The organism is Caulobacter sp. 10L414, from assembly GCF_056395525.1.
The window spans coordinates 1-16,724 of record NZ_JBFTJR010000057.1 but is presented as its reverse complement, the minus strand read 5'-3'; the positions used below and the strand labels follow the sequence as shown (position 1 = coordinate 16,724).

The window sequence follows — 16,724 nt, the reverse complement described above, 5'->3', positions numbered from 1 at the left end:
AAAACGGGAGGTTTCGATGTCGCGTCGCCTTTGGTCCGCCGCCTCCATCCTGGCGCTGTCGCTGGTTTCCGCCCCCGCCTTCGCCCAGACCCCGCCGCCGCAGGACGAACAGGACGTCCATGAGGTCGTCGTCACCGGCATGCGGGTGCGGCAGGGCGGCGCCCAGGACATCAACCACTTCCGCGGCGAGGCCGCGGCCAGCCGCATGCCCATGCCCGACACCCTGACGCCCGAAGGCCTGATGGGCGGCTATGACCTGCAGATTCCCGGCAAGGAAGCCTGCGCCCGGGTGCTGTGCCTGACGGGCGAGGCCATGCGGGCCGAACTGCCGCTGTCTCCGGCCGACAAGATGCTGGTGGGCCTGGGCTTCAACTCGAGCATCGACGCGGCGACCTGGAAGCGCGCGCCGTTGAACCTGGTGGCCGTGGTCGACAAGTCGGGGTCCATGCAGGGCGCGCCGCTGATGCGGGTGCGCGAAAGCCTGCACCAGATCCTGGAACAGCTGCGCCCCGGCGACCAGCTGAGCATCGTCCTCTATGGCGACCGCTCCTACCGTCACCTGGAGCCGACCGTGATCGGCGACAAGCGCGCGGCCATCCGCCTGGCCATCGACGCCATCGAGAGCGCCGGTTCGACCAACATGGAGGCGGGCCTCAAGGTCGGCTACGAGACCGCCTTTGCCACCCGCGACGCCTTCAACGGCGTGACGCGGGTGATGCTGTTCACCGACGAGCAGCCCAATGTCGGCCGCACCGACGCCGAAAGCTTCATGGGCATGGCCAAGGAGGCCTCCCGCAAGGGCGTCGGCCTGACCACCATCGGCGTCGGCACGCAGTTCGACGCGCCCCTGGCGACCAAGGTTTCCAGCGTGCGCGGCGGCAATCTCTACTTCCTGCGCGACAAGGCCGACGTCGAGAGCGTGTTCTCGGCCAAGCTCGACACCATGGTCTCGGAACTGGCCTACGACCTGACCCTGACGGTCAAGGCGCGGCCGGGCTATCGGATCAGCGGCGTCTACGGCGTTCCCGGCGACGAGCTGAAGGCGGGCCCTGACGGCGCGGTGTCGATGACCGTGCCGACCGCCTTCCTCAGCACCGAGGGCGGCGGGTTGTTCGTGTCTCTGGCCAAGGCCCAGGGCGCGGCCTTTCTGCCCGAGCCCGTCCTGACGAAGGGCGAGCGCCTGCTGGACGTCGATCTGCGCTATGTCGTCGCCGCTGACGGAACTCAGGCCCGTCAGATCCTGGCTGTCGCCGCCCCGACCGACAACGCGTCCGAGGGGCTGCGGCTTGCCCATGTGCTGCTCGACGAGTTCCAATCGCTGCACCGCGCCGCCACCCTGCACCACAGGGACGGCGACGAGGAAGGGACCTATCAGGTGCTGCGCGGCTTCGACGGCCGTCTGAAGGCCCAAGCCGATCCGCGCCTGGAGCCCGAGCGCAAGCTGGTGGCCGAGATGCTGACCCGGGCGGCCTTCCTGGCGGGCTATGCGGGCGAGGCTCGGGCCGAGGGGCCGGTGAACCTGCTGGGCTCGTGGACGGTGGCGCGCATCGACGGCGACGGCCAGATTGACGTGCGGCGCGGCGACCAACTGCGCTTCAGCGACGACGAACTGGTGGTCAGCCGCCGCAAGCGGGGCGCCTTCACGGCCGACGAGCCCGAGGACTACGAGGCCAACGAGGATCAGTTGGCGCTGCCGGAATCCGATCTGGTCTTCGACTATCGCGTGGCCAAGGACGGATCGCTGGTCCTCACCCATGATCGCCTGGACCTGCGGCTGGTGCTCAAGCGCACGCCGCGCACGGTCGAGACGGCCTCGGCGGGCTGACCGGCCAGCCGATCCGCTCGCCGTCCGCCGTATGGCGGGCGATCGACGGGTCGGCGGCCACGGCCTCGAGGATCCAGTCGCGGAAGGCGACGATCTTGCCCACCCGGCGGCGCTCTTCAGGATAGACCAGCCAGTAGCCGCCGCCGTAGTGCGGCGAGATGTCGAACGGCTGCACCAGCCGTCCGGAGGCGATCTCGGCGGCGAAGAAGATCGGCKAGCCGACGGCCAGGCCTTGATCGGCGAGGGCCGAGGCCACCTCGATCGACTGGGCGTCGGCCTCCAGACGCGGGGCTTCGGGGCCCTGCGGCGGTGCGACGCCGGCGGCGCGGAACCATACCTCCCACTCCCTGGCGGCGCCGATGCGCGGCGCGGCCAGCAGGTCAGCCGGGTGCTCGAACGGTCCATGCCGCGCCAGGAACTCGGGCGAGCACAGGGCGGTCTGGACGAAGGGCATCAGGAAGTGGGCGATCATGCCGGGCCAGGCGCCATTGCCCGCGCGGAGTCCAAGGTCCGCCTCGCCACGACCAAGGTCGCRCAGGACGTGGCTGCCCTCCAGCCGCACGGCGATCTTCGGATGGGCCAGCTGGAAGGCGCCAAGGCGCGCGGCCAGCCAGTGGCTGGCCAGGCTCTGCATGGTGGTGATCGCCAGCACGCCCTGGTCGGCCTCGACCAGGTCCGACAGCGCCGCCCGCAGCAGGCTCATGGACTCGGTGGCGGCGCGGGCCAGGCGCTCGCCCGCCGGGGTGAGGTCGACCTCGCGCACCTTGCGCAGGAACAGCGGCTGGCCCAGACGCTGCTCCAGGCTCTTCACCTGCCAACTGACGGCCGCCTGGGTGACGCCCAGCTCGTCGGCGGCGCGCGTGAAGCTCTTCAGCCGGGCGGCGGCCTCGAAGACGCGGATGGCGCCCAGCGGATATGAAGCGAGGATGTCAGTCATAAGGTTAGCTTATCCATAGCTCAACGAACCGCGTTTGTCGCGCGCCTCGATCAGGTCGATCCTCCCTTTGTCGCCGGGGAACAGGAGATGCGGCCATGGAAGAGTTCCACAAGACCCATAAGGAAACCACGTTCGGCTGGGTGTGGGCGATCGAGCGCCTGATCGCCGCCTGGAAGCGGATGGGCGAAGTCCCGACCACGCCGGCGGTCGGCTGCTGCGACAGCCTGCCCAAGGGCGCGCGCTATCTGGCGCCGCGGTGACTCAGCCTCGGAAACGCCGCAGGAGGCGCAGGAGGATGAAGCCTGCCAGCAGGGTCAGGATCGCCGAGACGGCGGTGCGCCAGTGCACCTTCCTGCGCTTTTCGACCTCGGCCAGGGCCTGCAGGCGCGCCTTCTGGGTTTCGGGTTTCAGCAGCCAGTCCGGACCTGCCTTGGCGCCGAGCAGTATCCTCCGGGGCGCAGCGCCTTGGACGCCGGACTGCTCGTAGTAGCGCACGGCCACATAGCGGCGGGCATGGTCGCCGAACCTGCCGTCGCCGCTCAGGCATGCCTCCTTGGCCGCTTGCGGCTTGGCGGAGGAGGGGACGCAGGCCAGGCGAAGCCGGCGGCCGTCGACGCTCTCGAGGGCGTAACCGTCGGGCGCGGGCTTGTCGGTGGGCGTGGAGAAGACGCCGATCGTCAGCACGGTCCGGGCGCGCGGCGGCGGCGACCAGCCGGGATCGAGCGGGATCGTCCAGTTCCAGATCGCGTGCCAGCCGACGAAGGCCGCCAGGATCGGGGCCGCGCGAACCGCCGCGTCGCGCAGCGGCCAGGGCGACGCGGTCTGGTCGTCCAATCAGTCCTCGCGCTTGGCGCCGTCCAGCGCCCGCGAAAGCTTCTCGGCGCGAGCGGCGTCCAGGGTCTTTTCGGCCTTGGTGCGGCCGAAGCGGGCGCGGTTCTCGACGGCCGTCTGCTTGGCGTCGGTCTTGGCCTTGGCCTTGCGGGCGCGGTTGAGGTTGAGGATCTCGGCCATGGTCGGGTCTTCAGGTCTTGGGTTGGGGCTGCGGTTTGGCGGCGGCTGGAGCGGACGTGCGCTTGCTGGCCGGGCGGATGACGAGGGTTTCCTGCAGGCGCAGGCTTTCACCCTTCTTGATCACATAGGGCGCGCGGCCGGGGAAGACGCAGTTCTGCATCGAAAGCTCGTTGCGCAGTATCCAGCGGGTGACCGGCTTGCCATTGGCCTTGCAGCTCAGGCCCACGGTCCAGGCCGGCACGCCCGAAGCCGAAGACCAGGCAAAGCCCATGGCCTTGCCGGCCTCGACCGGCTCGTTCTGGGGCCTGACCTGCTTGCCGTCCGAGCCGAACACCATGGCGTCGGGGCGCACCAGGCGGATCGAGAAGCCGCCGTATCCCTTGGCGTCGTTGCTGCCGCCCAGGGCCAGGCTGTCGGTGCGGGCGGTGATGACGGTGTMGAACTCGATCCGCCGCGCGCCGCCTTTCAGCGGATGGACGGTGACCGAGGTCGTCTCGGTGGCGGCGTAGACCACCTCAGGCCCGGAATTGACCAGCCAGTCGGCCTTGATCGTCGCCTTGCCGCGCCCGGCCGCGTCGCCCTCGAAGCCGCGATCGTGGATGTTGAAGGTCAGGCCCTGCATGAACCAGCCGTCGCCGATGCTCTTGCCGTCGACCAGCACCTGGTGCCAGCTCCAGAAGGCGCCCCGCTGGTGCAGGTGGTCGGCTGGGCGATCCTCGGTCAGCACCGTTCCGTCCGGCGCGTACAGCGGATGGACGTAGTTGGAGCGGCCCGGCTCCTTGGCCGGATCCAGCGGCTTGGTCCGATAGACCAGCACGGTCTTGCCGTCCTCGGTGATGGTGATGGCGTCGTCGCTGAGCGCGGCGTCGATGCGGCCGGCCAGGGCCGGCGTCGCGGTCGCCAGCAGGGAAAGGGCGGCGAGGGCGGCTTTTCTCAAGACAGGTCGTCCTTGGCGAGCGCCCGGGCGAGGGCGGGGCGGGCGTTGGCGCGGGCCAGCCAGTCGTCATAGACCGCATGGGGCGGCAGCATCTGGCGGGCAAACTGCAGCAGGCTGACGAACAGGATGTCGGCCGCCGAGAACTGCTCGCCCAGCAGCCAAGGCTGCTTTTCCAGCGTCGTGCGCAGGCGCTCGTCCAGGGCCTGGTACTGGGCCTTGTCCTGGTCGTCCTGGCGTTGTTTCCAGAGATTGGTCACCGCCGGCTCCAGCACGCCGGCATAGTAGGCCAGCCACGACAGGTAGGGTCCGCGGTGCGGGTCGCTGATCATGGGCCCTAGGCCCGCGGTCGGGAACTTGTCGGTCAGATACAGGGCGATGGCGGCGCTTTCGGTGATCAGCACGCCGTCGTCGAGCAGGGCCGGCACCTGGCCGTGCGGGTGGGGGTTGCGCGGGTCGCGCGCGCCCGTGCCGCTCATGCTGCGGAAGATGTCGACCTTCTCGATGCGGTAGGGCGCGCCCAGTTCCTCCAGCAGCCAGAGGAAGCGCGTCGAGCGCGATCGCGGGGCGTGAAAGAGGGTGAGCATCGGGCGTCTCCGTGAACCGTCTGGCCTGCGGGTCTTGGCGGCGAACGTAAGGCGAACGCGAGGGCTCGGCAATCGGGAAACCAATGGTCGCCCACAGCCGTTTGAAGAGCCATGGCGCCGCCGTGGAGACGGCGCCGACGGGAGGACATGTCCGATGATGGATGCATCTCTAATTCGCGAGCATCTCGAGGTGGTCGGTTCCGACGGCAAGCACGTCGGACGGGTCGACCATGTGGTCGGCACGGAGATCGAGCTGACCAAGCTGGACCTTGGCTCGGGCCTCAAACACCACATGATCCCGCTGTCGTGGGTCGACTATGTCGACGACGACGCGGTGCACCTGAGCATGACCCAGGAAGACGCCAAGGCCGGCTGGCGCGAGAAGCACTGAGGGTCGTTGCGTCCTTCGAGGCTCGGCTTCGCCTCGCACCTCAGGATGAGGGCCTCAGTGCAAAGGAGAACCTCATCCTGAGGGGCCCGCGCAGCGGGCCTCGAAGGACGCACGGCCTTTCAAACGAAAAAGGGGGACCAGCCGCTGGCTGGTCCCCCTTCGATCACACCGCTAGATCCACGATCTAGCGCTCAAACCAACGCCTACTTCACGTTGGCGCAGAAGCGCTGGATGCGGGCGCAGGCGTCTTCCAGCACGTCGTTGCTGGTGGCGTAGCTGATGCGGAAGAACGGCGACAGGCCGAACGCCGCGCCGTGCACCACGGCCACGCCCTCGGTCTCCAGCAGTTCGACGGCGAAGTCTTCGTCGCTTTCGATGACCTTGCCCGAGGGGGCGGTCTTGCCGATCAGGCCGGCGCACGAGGGATAGACGTAGAACGCGCCTTCCGGGGTCGGGCAGTGCAGGCCAGTGGCCTGGTTCAGCATCGACACGACGAGGTCGCGGCGTTCCTGGAACAGCTTGGCGTTCGGCTTGATGAAGTCCTGCGGGCCGTTGAGGGCTTCCAGCGCCGCCCACTGGCTGATCGAGCAGGGGTTGGAGGTGGTCTGGCTGATCATCTTGCCCATGGCCTTGATCAGCGCTTCGGGACCCGCGGCGTAGCCGATGCGCCAGCCGGTCATCGAATAGCCCTTCGAGACGCCGTTCATCGTCAGGGTGCGGTCATAGAGCTTGGGCTCGACCTGGGCGATGGTGGTGAATTCGAAGTCGTCGAACACCAGGTGCTCGTACATGTCGTCGGTCAGCACCCAGACGTGCGGGTGCTTGAGCAGCACGTCGGCGATGGCCTGCAGTTCGGCGCGGGTATAGGCGCCGCCCGAGGGGTTGGACGGGCTGTTGATGATCAGCCACTTGGACTTGGGCGTGATCGCCGCTTCCAGCGCCTGCGGCGTGATCTTGAAGCCGCTTTCGGCGGTGGTCTCGACCGACACGGGCGTGCCGCCGGCCAGCAGGGTCATGTCGGGGTACGACACCCAGTACGGCGCGGGGATGATCACCTCGTCGCCCGGGTTCAGGGTGGCGACGAAGGCGTTGTAGATCACCGGCTTGCCGCCCGGGGCGACGTGCACCTGGCTCGGCTTGTACTCCAGGCCGTTCTCGCGCTTGAACTTGGCGCAGATGGCCGCCTTCAGCTCGGGCATGCCGTCCGGGTCGGTGTACTTGGTCTTGCCGGCCTTGATGGCGGCGATCGCGGCGTCCTTGATGTTGTCCGGGGTGTCGAAGTCCGGTTCGCCGGCCGAAAGGGCGATCACGTCGCGACCGGAGGCTTTCAGCGCGCGCGCCTTGGCGCTGATGGCGATGGTGGCCGACGGTGCGATGCGCCGCAGGGCGGCGGACTCGAGCGACATTGTCTTGGACTCCCCTGGAAAGGACCGGTTTCAGGATTGCGGCGGTCTTTACGCCCGACCCCCTCGCGGCGCAACGCGGGAGCGGCCGGAAAGCGCCGCTTCTTGCCAGGATGTGTCGCTCGCGCTACCGCTACCATTGAAGAACAAGGTTCCGTCGCGCGCACGACGGAACCCCGCGTGGGGGACGTGGTCGGAGCATTTTCGACAATCCTCCAGGGAAGGAGACGGCCGTTCGTCCGCATCGCGCGGGCGAGCAAGATCATGCCTTTCGGAAGGGGGAAGCCACATGAAGAAGACGATTCTCGGGGCCGCTGTCGCGGCGCTCGCCCTGTCGCTGTCCGCGCCGGTCGCCACGGCGGCCGACGAGGGAATCATGAAGTACGCCATCAACAAGCCGTCGACGGCCTGGAACGTCTATGGACCGGGCCAGACCAACGCCTACGTCAAGGACAAGGCCGTGGTCGGCGGCGGCGGGGTGCGGGTGGTGGTGGGCGCGCCCGATCCGGCGGCGGCCTGGCGGGTCTCGGGCAGCCAGGCGGTGAACGGCAAGATCACCAAGGGCGACGTCATCACCGTGGCCTTCTGGGCCAAGGCCGAGCCAGTCGAGGGCGGCGCTGCGGCCGCCACCGTCGCCAATGTCCGCGTCCAGCAGTCGGCCGAGCCGTGGGGCGGCATCGTCGAGGGCGGGGCGATCAAGGTCGATAGCGCCGAGTGGAAGATCTACAGCGTCAGCGGCCGCGCCACGATGGACGCCGACAAGGGCGGGGCGGCGGTGTCGCTGCACCTGGGTTCGAGCAAGCAGACCGTGGTGCTGGGGCCATTGTTCGTTCTGGACTTTGGCCCGAACTACGATCCCTCGCAGCTGAAGTAGGAAGATGCTCCCCCTGGAGGGGGAGCTGTCGCGGAGCGACTGAGGGGGAAGTGACAGCGGCGGCTCAGCAGCCGCTTCCCCCTCCGGCCCTCTGGGCCACCTCCCCCTTCGGGGGGAGGATTTGGCCTACGCCCCCACCACCTCGGCGAACTCCTTGAGGTGCCGGCGCAGGGCTTCGATCGTGCGTTCGTCGGTCAGGACGCCGTCCTCGATCTTGGTGTGGGCCTGGCCGACCAGGACGTCGCCCTGGGGTTCGGTGCGGGCGCCGGCGCGGCGCAGGGACAAGCGAAGGGCGTCCTGGGCGCGCACCGTGCCGGTCATGCCGGGCGAGGCGCCGACCAGGCAGCACAGCTTGCCCGCCAGCGGCGCGGGCTTGCCGCGCGAGGCCCAGTCGACGGCGTTCTTCAGCACGCCGGTGATCCCGCCGTTGTATTCGGGGCAGGCGATCAGCAGGCCGTCGGCGGCGCGCACCGCCTCCTTCCAGGCGACGACGGCGGCGGGGTCGCCCTCGGCCTCGAGGTCCTGGTCGAAGAAGGGCAGGTCGCGCAGCGAGAACAGGGTGATCGACACGCCCTCGGGCGCCAGCGCCTGCGCGGCGCGCAGGAGGGCGGTGTTGAACGAGCCGGCCCGCAGGCTGCCCGAGACGGCGAGAAGGTTCATGCGCGACTCCGAAACTCTTGGGAGCCGCGACCATGCCCGCCGTCGGGCGAGGCGGGCAAGGTTCAGCTGGCGCGGGCGGCCGGGGCGGCGACGGGCAGGGCCAGCTGGCCGGCGACCTGGGTCCACAGGCGGCCGATCTCCTGGGCGGCCGCGCCGGCGGGCTCCCATTCCAGCACCGAGCGGCCGTGGGCGATCGACTGCTGGAAGGCTGCGCGCGAGCGCAGGCCCACGCTGGCCAGCGGCAGGCCGCAGAACCGCAGCGCCTCGGCGGCCTTGACCACGCTGGCCGGCTCCTGGCCGCCGCGCTTGGCCGGCGCCTGGTTGATGACGATCAGGCCGTTCTTGCCCAGGCGCCGCACGGCCTCGGCCGAGCGGGCGACGGCGGCGATGTCGAGGAAGGTGGGCCGGCAGACCAGCAGGCACAGGTCGGCGGTGTTGATGGCGGTCACCACGTCGGCCTCGGGCGAGGCGGGGGTGTCGATCAGCATCAGGTCCACCCGCTCGTGCTCGGCGTGGTAGCGGGCCTGGAACAGCTTGCCGGCGCTGCTTTCCAGCAGGGCGGGGCCCTCGCTCTCGCGGCCGCGCAGCACGTCCGACGCCGAACGCTGCGGATCGATGTCGGCCAGGATCGTGCGGCAGCCGGCCAGATGGGCGGCGATCGCCAGATTGACGGATAGAGTGGTTTTGCCCGCGCCCCCCTTGCGCGAGATGACGGCCAAGGTCTTCACGTACGTTTCCTCACCAAGCGCCCGCGTCCCCCTGCAGGCCTGTGGATAAGTAGCGTCGCTCTACGACGTTATCGCAACGTAAATGTCGCGAAGCGGGAATCCTGGCTCAGGCGCCCGCCTGAACGGCGAAGTTTGGCCACGAATGCGCAGCGGCCACGCTTTTGACGCCATCGGGGCGCTTGACCCGGCGATAGCCATGCGCGAGGCAGGGGCCGTGATCATCCGCCGTCTCATCGATTTCTTCACCAACATGGACGCCCGCGCCTGGCGCGCGGTGGCCGTCTCCTTCGTGCTGTTCGGCGGGGTGGGGATCGTCTTCCTGTTCGGCGCCCAGCTCCTGGGTCTCGACGGCGAGACCACGGTCGAGCATTGGCTGACCGCGGCGCACGGCCCCTGGGCCCTGCCGGTGGCGGTGGGCGCCTTCGCGGCCCTGGCCTTCGTGGGCGTGCCGCAGTTCGTGCTGATCGCCGCGGCGGTGGTGGCCTTCGGGCCGTGGACCGGCTTCGCCTACAGCTGGATCGGAACGCTGGTCTCGTCGATGGTCGGCTTCTGGGTCGGCCGGGCGTTCGGCGGCAAGATGCTGGCCAGCCTGCCCAGCGAGGGCGTGCACAAGTTCATGAAGCTGATCGGCAAGAACGGCTTCATGGCCAGCCTGATCGTACGGCTGGTGCCGTCGGCGCCGTTCATCGTCGTGAACATGGCCGCGGGCGTCACGCCCATGAAGGTGCGCGACTTCGTCGCCGGCACGGCCATCGGCATCATTCCGAAGATCGCCCTGACCGCCTTCGCCGGCAACACGATCGTCCAGGCGATGCGGGGCGGCGGCGTGCAGCACGTGATCCTGCTGGTCGTTGCGGCCGCGATCTGGATCGGTGCGGGTTGGGTCGCCCGCAATTGGCTGAAGGCCAAGGAAGAACAAGCCGACCAATAATCCAGTTTGAGGCATTTATTGCCTCTGTCGCGGCGAATTGACTGCGTTGTGAGCAAACGGCTTGCTGGATTTGGCGTGGTTGGGTAATACAACCGCATGTGCCGCGAACGCGACAACCTTCTTCTCCTTGCGCTGGGGCTTAGCCGCCCCTGGGCGTCCGTCTAGCCGCGCGTACGTATCGTCGCGGCCGGTCGCTCAGGGGACAACCGCCCTTCAGCCCTCCGGACCTCGCGAAAGACACCCCCATGACCGCCCCCATCTCGCCCGTCGCCGTTGACTCCAAAATCGGGTCGGGCCGCGACAACGTCGTCATCTTCGACACCACCATGCGCGACGGCGAGCAGTCGCCCGGCGCCTCGATGTCGCTGGAAGAGAAGCTGGAGCTGGCCAAGATCCTCGAGGAGATGGGGGTCGACATCATCGAGGCCGGCTTCCCGATCGCCTCGAACGGCGACTTCCAGTCGGTCAACGAGATCGCCAAGATCGTCAAGAACAGCACGATCGCCGGCCTGTGCCGCGCCCACCAGGTGGATATCGACCGCTGCGCCGAGGCCCTGAAGCCCACCCAGCGCGGCCGCATCCACGTGGTGATCGCCACCTCCGACCTGCACATGAAGCACAAGCTGCAGATGGAGCCGGACGCCGTCATCGACGTGATCGCCCGTTCGGTGACCCACGCCCGCAACCTGCGCGACGACGTCGAGTGGTCGGCCGAGGACGCCACCCGCAGCGACCGCCAGTTCCTGCGCCGCGCCATCGAGACCGCCATCAAGGCGGGCGCGACCACGATCAACCTGCCCGACACGGTGGGCTACACCTACCCGTCGGAATACGCCGACTTGTTCAACTGGATGGTCAACAACGTCGAGGGCGCCGACAAGGTGATCTTCTCGACCCACTGCCACAACGACCTGGGCCTGGCCGTGGCCAACAGCCTGGCCGGCGTGCAGGGCGGGGCGCGCCAGATCGAGTGCGCCATCAACGGCCTGGGCGAGCGCGCCGGCAACGCCGCGCTGGAAGAAGTGGTGATGGCCCTGAAGGTGCGCGGCGACAAGCTGCCCTTCCAGACCGGCATCGACACCACCCACATCACCCGCGCCAGCCGCTACGTATCGGCCATCACCGGCTTCCCGGTGCAGTACAACAAGGCCATCGTCGGCAAGAACGCCTTCGCGCACGAGAGCGGCATCCACCAGGACGGCATGCTCAAGAACCGCGAGACCTACGAGATCATGACCCCGGAATCGGTCGGCCAGGCGCCGTCCAGCCTGGTCATGGGCAAGCACTCGGGCAGCCACGCCTTCCGCGCCAAGCTGAAGGACCTGGGCTACGAGCTGGGCCAGAACGCCCTGAAGGAGGCCTTCGGCCGCTTCAAGGACCTGGCCGACCGCAAGAAGCACGTCTACGACGACGACATCATCGCCCTGGTCGACGACGCCCTGGCGCGCGGCTCGGAAAAGATCCGCGTCTCGCACCTGCGCGTGGTGGCCGGCACCGACGGCCAGTCGGCGCAGCTGACCCTGGACGTCGACGGCCAGGCCAAGAGCGCCGAGGCCTCGGGCGATGGTCCGGTCGACGCGGTGTTCAACGCCATCCACAAGATCGTGCCGCACAGCGCCGCCCTGCGCCTGTTCCAGGTGCACGCGGTCACCGAAGGCACCGACGCCCAGGCCCAGGTCTCGGTGCGTCTGGAAGAGGACGGCCGCATCGCCACCGGCGCGGCCGCCGACACCGACACCCTGACCGCTTCGGCCAAGGCCTACGTCAACGCCCTCAACAACCTTTTCGCCCGCAAGGAAAAGAGCGCGCCGGCGGCCATCGCCAGCGGCTTCTGATCGGGTCCTGAAACGACATCGCCCGGGCGAGCCGGGCGATGCGTTGCGGACAGGTGGGGAAGGGCGGCCTCAGGCCGCCTTGCGCCAGCCCCAGCGGCGCGTCGCCAGGATCTCGGCGGCGAGGTGCGCCTGCGGCTGCACGTCCAGACCCAGCTGCGACAGGCCTTCGCACAGGGCCATGCGCTGCTCGGCGTCGACCAGGGCGCCCACGTCGATCACCATCACCCCGCCCGGGCGCAGCAGGCCCAGCGTCGAGGCCGCGGTCGCGCGCATGTCGTCGGCCGTGTGGCAACCCACGACCAGCAGCACGTCGCTGCTCTCGTCGGCGGCCACGCAAGTGGCCCGGCGGGCGATTTCCACCCGCTGGTAGCCGCGCCGCCACAGCTGTCCCATGGCCTCGGCGGCGTCCGGTCCGGTCACCGCCACGAAGCACAGCGGCGTGGCCTGGGCCAGTTCCAGCATACGGTCGAGCGTCGGATCGATCCCGTCGGTCGGGACGCCCAGCAGAAACTGAGCGGCTTGACGGAGCGGATGGAGAGACATGGTGAACGCCTTGTTAGGAAACGCAGCTTATGTGCGCCAACCCCGCTGTTCTGACGCCGCCCCGCGTCAGGGCGCCATTCGTAAACCCGCCGCCGGCGTAAGGGCGGCATAAGGAGCCAATCGATGGGTTCGACCTTGGAAAACAGCGTTGCTTCGCCGCCCCGCTGGCACGAGATCGCCAGGCGCACCATCGAGGCCGGCTTCGACATGTCGTCCGAAGCGCGCATCGGCGAAATGCTCCGCACGCTCGCCGTCGGCCGCAAGGCGCTGCTGGAGATGGGCACGGGCACCGGCTCGGCCACCGCCTGGCTGCTGGACGGCATGGACGAGGACGCGCGCCTGGCCACCGTCGACAACGACCCCAAGGTCCAGGCCGTTGCCCGTGAAGTGCTGGGCGAGGATCCGCGCGTCGACTTCATCACCGAGGACGGCGCGGCCTATCTGGCCGGCCAGAGCGACGGCGGTTTCGACCTGATCTTCGCCGACGCCATGCCGGGTAAGTACGAAGGCCTGGAAGACGCCCTGCGCCTGCTGCAGGTGGGCGGCGTCTACGTGGTCGACGACATGTCGCCCCAGCCCAACTGGCCCGAGGGCCACCAGGCCCGGGTCGACGACCTGGTGCTGCGCCTGGCGGGCGATCCGCGCTTCGCGATCGTCGGCATGGACTGGGCCTCGGGCGTGCTGGTGGCGGCCAAGAGAGCGGCATGATCTGGATCCCCATCACCATCGCCGCCGCGGCCCTGCAGGTCGCCCGCAACGCGGCGCAGCGCTCGGTGATGGGCGGGGCGGGCCCTTGGGGCGCGACCCTCGTGCGGTTCCTGTTCGGCCTGCCGTTCGCGATCGTCTTCGCCGGGATCGCCTTCCTGGTCACCAAGGACCCGCAGGCGCACCTGACGATGCGCTTCTGGCTGGGCGCCTTCGCTGGCGCGGGCCTGCAGATGGCGGCGACCGCGGCGCTGCTGGTGGCCATGCAGCGCTCGTCGTTCGCGCTGGGCACGGCCATGCAGCAGAGCGGCCTGCCGTTCGCGCTGGTCTGGGGCGCGCTGCTGTTCGGCGACAGGATCACGGCCATGCAGTGGGGCGGGGGGCTGGTGGCCACCGCGGGCCTGGCGGCCCTGTCCTGGCCGCGCGGGGCGGTCGTTCTCAAGCGCGGCGCGGTGCTGGCGGGCCTGGGCTCGGGCGCGATGTTCGCGCTGAGCGCCAACTGCTTCCGTCAGGCCTCGCTGACCTTCGATCCGGCGCACCTGGCCTATTCGGCCTTCGTGACGGTGATGGTCGTCCAGGCCATCCAGTCGGTGGTGCTGACCTCGATCCTGCTGGTGCGCAATCCCGAGGCGGTGGTCGCCGTGCTGGCGGCCTGGCGCAAGTCGCTGGGCGCGGGCTTCTGCGGCGCGGCCGCCTCGGGCCTGTGGTTCACGGCCATGGCGCTGTCGCCGGTGGGGCCGGTGAGGGCGGTGGGCGTCGTCGAGATGCCGATGGCGGCCCTGGCCGGACGCCGCCTTTTCGCCGAGCGGTTGAGCCTGTTTCAGATGGCCGCCGGGGGCGTCACGGCGCTCGGAGTCGTCATGGCCGCGCTCGGCTAGAAATAGACACTTTTATGCGTTCCCCCTGCCGGCTCGCACACGAGTTTGAAACAGGTGAGAAGGCTTGGCGAATAGACCTTGAAATCAACGCTTTCGCGGTGCAAACGGGCGGCGTCTCCCTCACTCTTCCGGTGGTTGGACGACGGCGCGGCCCGGCGGCGGCGCTCCCGTCGCCACAAGAAGGCGCAAGGCGGGAAGGGACGATGATCCGCGTACGCGGGGAATCATGTTGTCCTCTTCCTGATTTGCAGTAGGAGCCTTTTTCTCGCCTGCTCCTCCGGTCATTCGGCGGAAAGGGCTCCGCACCCGCGGTCTTCTCCGTGGTTTTTGACGTCTCGCCCCTTCTACCCCTCAGTCAGGGTTTTCGATGTTCTCTTCCCTCTTCGGCGTCATCTCGAACGACATCGCCATCGACCTGGGCACCGCCAACACCCTGATCTATCAGRAGGGCAAGGGCATCGTGCTGAACGAGCCGTCCGTCGTGGCTCTGCGCAACGTCGGCGGCCGCAAGGTCGTGCACGCCGTCGGCATCGAGGCCAAGCAGATGCTGGGCCGCACGCCCGGCCACATGGAAGCCATCCGCCCGATGCGCGATGGCGTCATCGCCGACTTCGAAGTCGCCGAGGAGATGATCAAGTACTTCATCCGCAAGGTTCACAACCGCAAGGGCTTCGTGAACCCGAAGGTGATCGTGTGCGTGCCGTCGGGCGCCACCGCCGTGGAGCGCCGCGCCATCAACGACAGCTGCCTGAACGCCGGCGCCCGCCGCGTCGGCCTGATCGACGAGCCGATGGCCGCCGCCATCGGCGCCGGCCTGCCGATCCACGAGCCGACCGGCTCGATGGTCGTCGACATCGGCGGCGGCACCACCGAGGTGGCCGTTCTGTCGCTGTCGGGCATCGTCTATTCGCGCTCGGTCCGCGTCGGCGGCGACAAGATGGACGAGGCGATCATCAGCTACATGCGTCGCCACCATAACCTGCTGATCGGCGAGACGACCGCCGAGCGCATCAAGAAGGAAATCGGCACCGCCCGGGCCCCGGCCGACGGCGAAGGCCTGTCGATCGACGTCAAGGGCCGCGACCTGATGCAGGGCGTGCCGCGCGAAGTCCGCATCAGCGAAAAGCAGGCCGCCGACGCCCTGGCCGAACCGGTCGGGCAGATCGTCGAAGCCGTGAAGGTGGCCCTAGAAGCCACCCCGCCGGAACTGGCTTCGGACATCGCCGACAAGGGCATCATGCTGACCGGCGGCGGCGCGCTGCTGCGCGGCCTGGACGCCGAGATCCGCGACCACACCGGCCTGCCGGTGACCGTGGCCGACGATCCGCTGTCGTGCGTGGCCCTGGGCTGCGGCAAGGTGCTCGAGCATCCCAAGTGGATGAAGGGCGTCCTGGAATCGACCCTCGCCTAAGCCCTAGTACAATCCGCATCGGCGCCGGGGGGCGCCAGGAGAACAGTTCGTGCCCTTTCGCGAAGGTCCGCTCGGCGACCTGAAAGTGCCGCTCACCTGGACCGCGGCCGTGGCGCTCATCGTCGCGGTCGTGATCGCGGTGGCCTTCCTCCTGGCCGACCGGCGCGAGACGCTGCAGCAGCAGGCCTACGGCGTCACCCGCCAGACCGTCGACACCGTCTCCAAGCCGGTCAGCGGGGTCATCGCCGCGCCGGGCCGCTGGACCGGCGTCGGCGTCGACGCGGTACGCAACTACTTCTTCGCCGGCTCCGAGAACGCCCGGCTGAAGGAAGAGCTGCGCGAGATGCGGGTCTATCGCGACCGCTACCTGGCCCTCGTCGACGAGAACGAGCGCTACAAGTCGCTGCTGGGCCTCAAGACCGATCCGCCGATCCCGATGGTCGCCGCCCGCGTGGTGGCCGACAGCCGTGGCCCCTTCGCCAACACCCGCCTGGCCGACGCCGGCAAGGAGAAGGGCGTCGTGGTCGGCAATCCGGTGATGAACGAGCGGGGCCTGGTCGGCCGCGTCGTCGGCGTCGCCCCCGGGGCCAGCCGTGTGCTGCTGCTGACCGACATCGCCTCGCGCACGCCGGTGATGATTGACCGCACCAATTCGCGCGCCATCCTGACCGGCGACGGCGGCCCCAATCCCAAGCTCGAATACCTGCGCGGCTCCGAGCCGATCCAGGCCGGCGACCGGGTCGTCACCTCGGGCGACGGCGGCGTCGTGCCGCGCGGCCTGCCCGTGGGCGCGGCCGTCAAGGGCCTCGACGGCCGCTGGCGCGTGGTGCTGTTCGCCGACAGCGCCTCGATCGACTACATCCGCATCCTGCTGTTCAAGGACTTCGCCCAGCTGGCCGACCAGCAGGCCCTGGCCGCCAAGGTGCTGCCGCCGGTGATCACCGAGAATCCCGAGCAGTCGATCCTGGGTCCGGCCAAGCCCGCGACCCAGCCGCCGGCCGCGCCGGCGGCTCCGGGCGCGACGACGGGGGCTGCTCCGGCCGCGCCCAAGCCCGCCGCGCCCAAGCCGAC

Annotated in this window: 19 protein-coding genes and 1 pseudogene; 11 read left to right on the top strand and 9 right to left on the bottom strand. The window is 69.2% G+C overall.

Features of this window, described 5'->3' with window-relative positions:
• Positions 1 to 16: 16 nt before the first annotated feature.
• On the top strand, positions 17 to 1,825 hold the full coding sequence (locus tag AC1DCG_RS19830; RefSeq protein WP_477030860.1) for a vWA domain-containing protein: 1,809 nt from the start codon (positions 17 to 19) through the stop codon (positions 1,823 to 1,825).
• Here AC1DCG_RS19830 and AC1DCG_RS19825 read toward each other — a convergent pair.
• Positions 1,782 to 2,762 carry a LysR substrate-binding domain-containing protein gene (locus AC1DCG_RS19825; RefSeq protein WP_477041619.1) on the bottom strand — a complete coding sequence of 327 codons (981 nt, stop codon included), beginning with the start codon at positions 2,760 to 2,762 and terminating at the stop codon, positions 1,782 to 1,784. The genes AC1DCG_RS19830 and AC1DCG_RS19825 overlap by 44 nt on opposite strands.
• 95 nt (positions 2,763 to 2,857) lie before the next feature.
• Between AC1DCG_RS19825 and AC1DCG_RS19820 the strand changes: the two genes are divergently transcribed.
• Positions 2,858 to 3,022, top strand: a complete 165-nt coding sequence (locus tag AC1DCG_RS19820) for a hypothetical protein (RefSeq protein WP_477030859.1) — start codon at positions 2,858 to 2,860, stop codon at positions 3,020 to 3,022.
• A gap of 1 nt (position 3,023) precedes the next feature.
• Here the strand turns inward: AC1DCG_RS19820 and AC1DCG_RS19815 are convergent, their stop codons facing one another.
• From AC1DCG_RS19815 to AC1DCG_RS19800, 4 genes are read right to left on the bottom strand one after another with little or no spacing between them, the layout of a single operon-like run.
• The gene (locus tag AC1DCG_RS19815) at positions 3,024 to 3,596 is read right to left on the bottom strand and encodes a hypothetical protein (RefSeq protein WP_477030858.1); all 573 of its coding nucleotides are present in this window, start codon (positions 3,594 to 3,596) and stop codon (positions 3,024 to 3,026) included.
• A complete protein-coding gene (locus AC1DCG_RS19810; RefSeq protein WP_165262679.1) occupies positions 3,597 to 3,773 on the bottom strand; it encodes a DUF4169 family protein in 177 nt (58 codons plus the stop codon).
• A 10-nt stretch (positions 3,774 to 3,783) separates the two neighbouring features.
• A complete protein-coding gene (locus AC1DCG_RS19805; RefSeq protein WP_477041618.1) occupies positions 3,784 to 4,710 on the bottom strand; it encodes a DUF6807 family protein in 927 nt (308 codons plus the stop codon).
• Positions 4,707 to 5,294, bottom strand: a complete 588-nt coding sequence (locus tag AC1DCG_RS19800; protein ID WP_477030856.1) for a glutathione S-transferase family protein — start codon at positions 5,292 to 5,294, stop codon at positions 4,707 to 4,709. The genes AC1DCG_RS19805 and AC1DCG_RS19800 overlap by 4 nt, the downstream gene beginning before the upstream one ends.
• 154 nt (positions 5,295 to 5,448) lie before the next feature.
• On the opposite strand from AC1DCG_RS19800, the gene AC1DCG_RS19795 reads away from it, so the two are divergent.
• Both AC1DCG_RS19795 and AC1DCG_RS19790 read left to right on the top strand, forming a co-directional pair.
• Entirely contained in the window at positions 5,449 to 5,685 is a 237-nt protein-coding gene (locus tag AC1DCG_RS19795) for a DUF2171 domain-containing protein (RefSeq protein WP_334349959.1), read from the top strand.
• Positions 5,682 to 5,797 (top strand): annotated as a pseudogene (locus AC1DCG_RS19790) (hypothetical protein); the annotation flags it as partial. The gene AC1DCG_RS19795 and the pseudogene AC1DCG_RS19790, both read left to right, overlap by 4 nt.
• Before the next feature lie 91 nt (positions 5,798 to 5,888).
• Here the strand turns inward: AC1DCG_RS19790 and AC1DCG_RS19785 are convergent.
• Positions 5,889 to 7,091 (bottom strand): pyridoxal phosphate-dependent aminotransferase, encoded by a 1,203-nt coding sequence (locus tag AC1DCG_RS19785; protein ID WP_165262671.1) that lies wholly within the window; start codon positions 7,089 to 7,091, stop codon positions 5,889 to 5,891.
• A 286-nt stretch (positions 7,092 to 7,377) separates the two neighbouring features.
• Between AC1DCG_RS19785 and AC1DCG_RS19780 the strand changes: the two genes are divergently transcribed.
• Entirely contained in the window at positions 7,378 to 7,962 is a 585-nt protein-coding gene (locus tag AC1DCG_RS19780) for a hypothetical protein (protein WP_165262669.1), read from the top strand.
• Between the two features lie 126 nt (positions 7,963 to 8,088).
• On the opposite strand, the gene AC1DCG_RS19775 is transcribed toward AC1DCG_RS19780, so the two are convergent.
• Together AC1DCG_RS19775 and AC1DCG_RS19770 are read right to left on the bottom strand one after the other, a co-directional pair.
• Positions 8,089 to 8,622, bottom strand: a complete 534-nt coding sequence (locus tag AC1DCG_RS19775; RefSeq protein WP_477030855.1) for an NADPH-dependent FMN reductase — start codon at positions 8,620 to 8,622, stop codon at positions 8,089 to 8,091.
• Positions 8,623 to 8,684: 62 nt separating this feature from the next.
• Positions 8,685 to 9,350, bottom strand: coding sequence for a nucleotide-binding protein (locus tag AC1DCG_RS19770; RefSeq protein WP_477030854.1), 666 nt, complete (start codon positions 9,348 to 9,350; stop codon positions 8,685 to 8,687).
• 217 nt (positions 9,351 to 9,567) lie between these two features.
• Here AC1DCG_RS19770 and AC1DCG_RS19765 point away from each other — a divergent pair, with 217 nt between their 5' ends.
• Positions 9,568 to 10,281 carry a TVP38/TMEM64 family protein gene (locus AC1DCG_RS19765; RefSeq protein WP_477030875.1) on the top strand — a complete coding sequence of 238 codons (714 nt, stop codon included), beginning with the start codon at positions 9,568 to 9,570 and terminating at the stop codon, positions 10,279 to 10,281.
• A gap of 245 nt (positions 10,282 to 10,526) precedes the next feature.
• Complete coding sequence (locus AC1DCG_RS19760; RefSeq protein WP_477030853.1) at positions 10,527 to 12,116, top strand: 2-isopropylmalate synthase; 1,590 nt, start codon at positions 10,527 to 10,529, stop codon at positions 12,114 to 12,116.
• Positions 12,117 to 12,185: 69 nt separating this feature from the next.
• Here AC1DCG_RS19760 and AC1DCG_RS19755 read toward each other — a convergent pair whose 3' ends face one another.
• Positions 12,186 to 12,659, bottom strand: a complete 474-nt coding sequence (locus AC1DCG_RS19755) for a hypothetical protein (RefSeq protein ID WP_477030852.1) — start codon at positions 12,657 to 12,659, stop codon at positions 12,186 to 12,188.
• A gap of 123 nt (positions 12,660 to 12,782) precedes the next feature.
• Between AC1DCG_RS19755 and AC1DCG_RS19750 the strand changes: the two genes are divergently transcribed.
• From AC1DCG_RS19750 to mreC, 4 genes are all read left to right on the top strand, one after another.
• Positions 12,783 to 13,367, top strand: coding sequence for an O-methyltransferase (locus AC1DCG_RS19750; protein ID WP_101716523.1), 585 nt, complete (start codon positions 12,783 to 12,785; stop codon positions 13,365 to 13,367).
• Positions 13,364 to 14,242: a DMT family transporter gene (locus AC1DCG_RS19745; RefSeq protein WP_477030851.1), complete on the top strand. Its 879-nt coding sequence runs from the start codon at positions 13,364 to 13,366 to the stop codon at positions 14,240 to 14,242. The genes AC1DCG_RS19750 and AC1DCG_RS19745 overlap by 4 nt, the downstream gene beginning before the upstream one ends.
• Positions 14,243 to 14,609: 367 nt before the next feature.
• Entirely contained in the window at positions 14,610 to 15,653 is a 1,044-nt protein-coding gene (locus AC1DCG_RS19740) for a rod shape-determining protein (RefSeq protein ID WP_477041617.1), read from the top strand.
• Positions 15,654 to 15,702: 49 nt separating this feature from the next.
• Positions 15,703 to 16,724: rod shape-determining protein MreC (mreC, locus tag AC1DCG_RS19735; protein ID WP_477041616.1), on the top strand; the 1,022-nt coding region annotated here is incomplete at its 3' end.

Coding starts and splice junctions, on each gene's coding strand:
- AC1DCG_RS19830 (WP_477030860.1), top strand. CDS start 17: ATGTCGCGTCGCCTTTGGTCCGCCGCCTCCATCCTGGCGCTGTCGCTG.
- AC1DCG_RS19820 (WP_477030859.1), top strand. CDS start 2,858: ATGGAAGAGTTCCACAAGACCCATAAGGAAACCACGTTCGGCTGGGTG.
- AC1DCG_RS19810 (WP_165262679.1), bottom strand. CDS start 3,773: ATGGCCGAGATCCTCAACCTCAACCGCGCCCGCAAGGCCAAGGCCAAG.
- AC1DCG_RS19800 (WP_477030856.1), bottom strand. CDS start 5,294: ATGCTCACCCTCTTTCACGCCCCGCGATCGCGCTCGACGCGCTTCCTC.
- AC1DCG_RS19795 (WP_334349959.1), top strand. CDS start 5,449: ATGATGGATGCATCTCTAATTCGCGAGCATCTCGAGGTGGTCGGTTCC.
- AC1DCG_RS19785 (WP_165262671.1), bottom strand. CDS start 7,091: ATGTCGCTCGAGTCCGCCGCCCTGCGGCGCATCGCACCGTCGGCCACC.
- AC1DCG_RS19780 (WP_165262669.1), top strand. CDS start 7,378: ATGAAGAAGACGATTCTCGGGGCCGCTGTCGCGGCGCTCGCCCTGTCG.
- AC1DCG_RS19775 (WP_477030855.1), bottom strand. CDS start 8,622: ATGAACCTTCTCGCCGTCTCGGGCAGCCTGCGGGCCGGCTCGTTCAAC.
- AC1DCG_RS19760 (WP_477030853.1), top strand. CDS start 10,527: ATGACCGCCCCCATCTCGCCCGTCGCCGTTGACTCCAAAATCGGGTCG.
- AC1DCG_RS19755 (WP_477030852.1), bottom strand. CDS start 12,659: ATGTCTCTCCATCCGCTCCGTCAAGCCGCTCAGTTTCTGCTGGGCGTC.
- AC1DCG_RS19750 (WP_101716523.1), top strand. CDS start 12,783: ATGGGTTCGACCTTGGAAAACAGCGTTGCTTCGCCGCCCCGCTGGCAC.
- AC1DCG_RS19745 (WP_477030851.1), top strand. CDS start 13,364: ATGATCTGGATCCCCATCACCATCGCCGCCGCGGCCCTGCAGGTCGCC.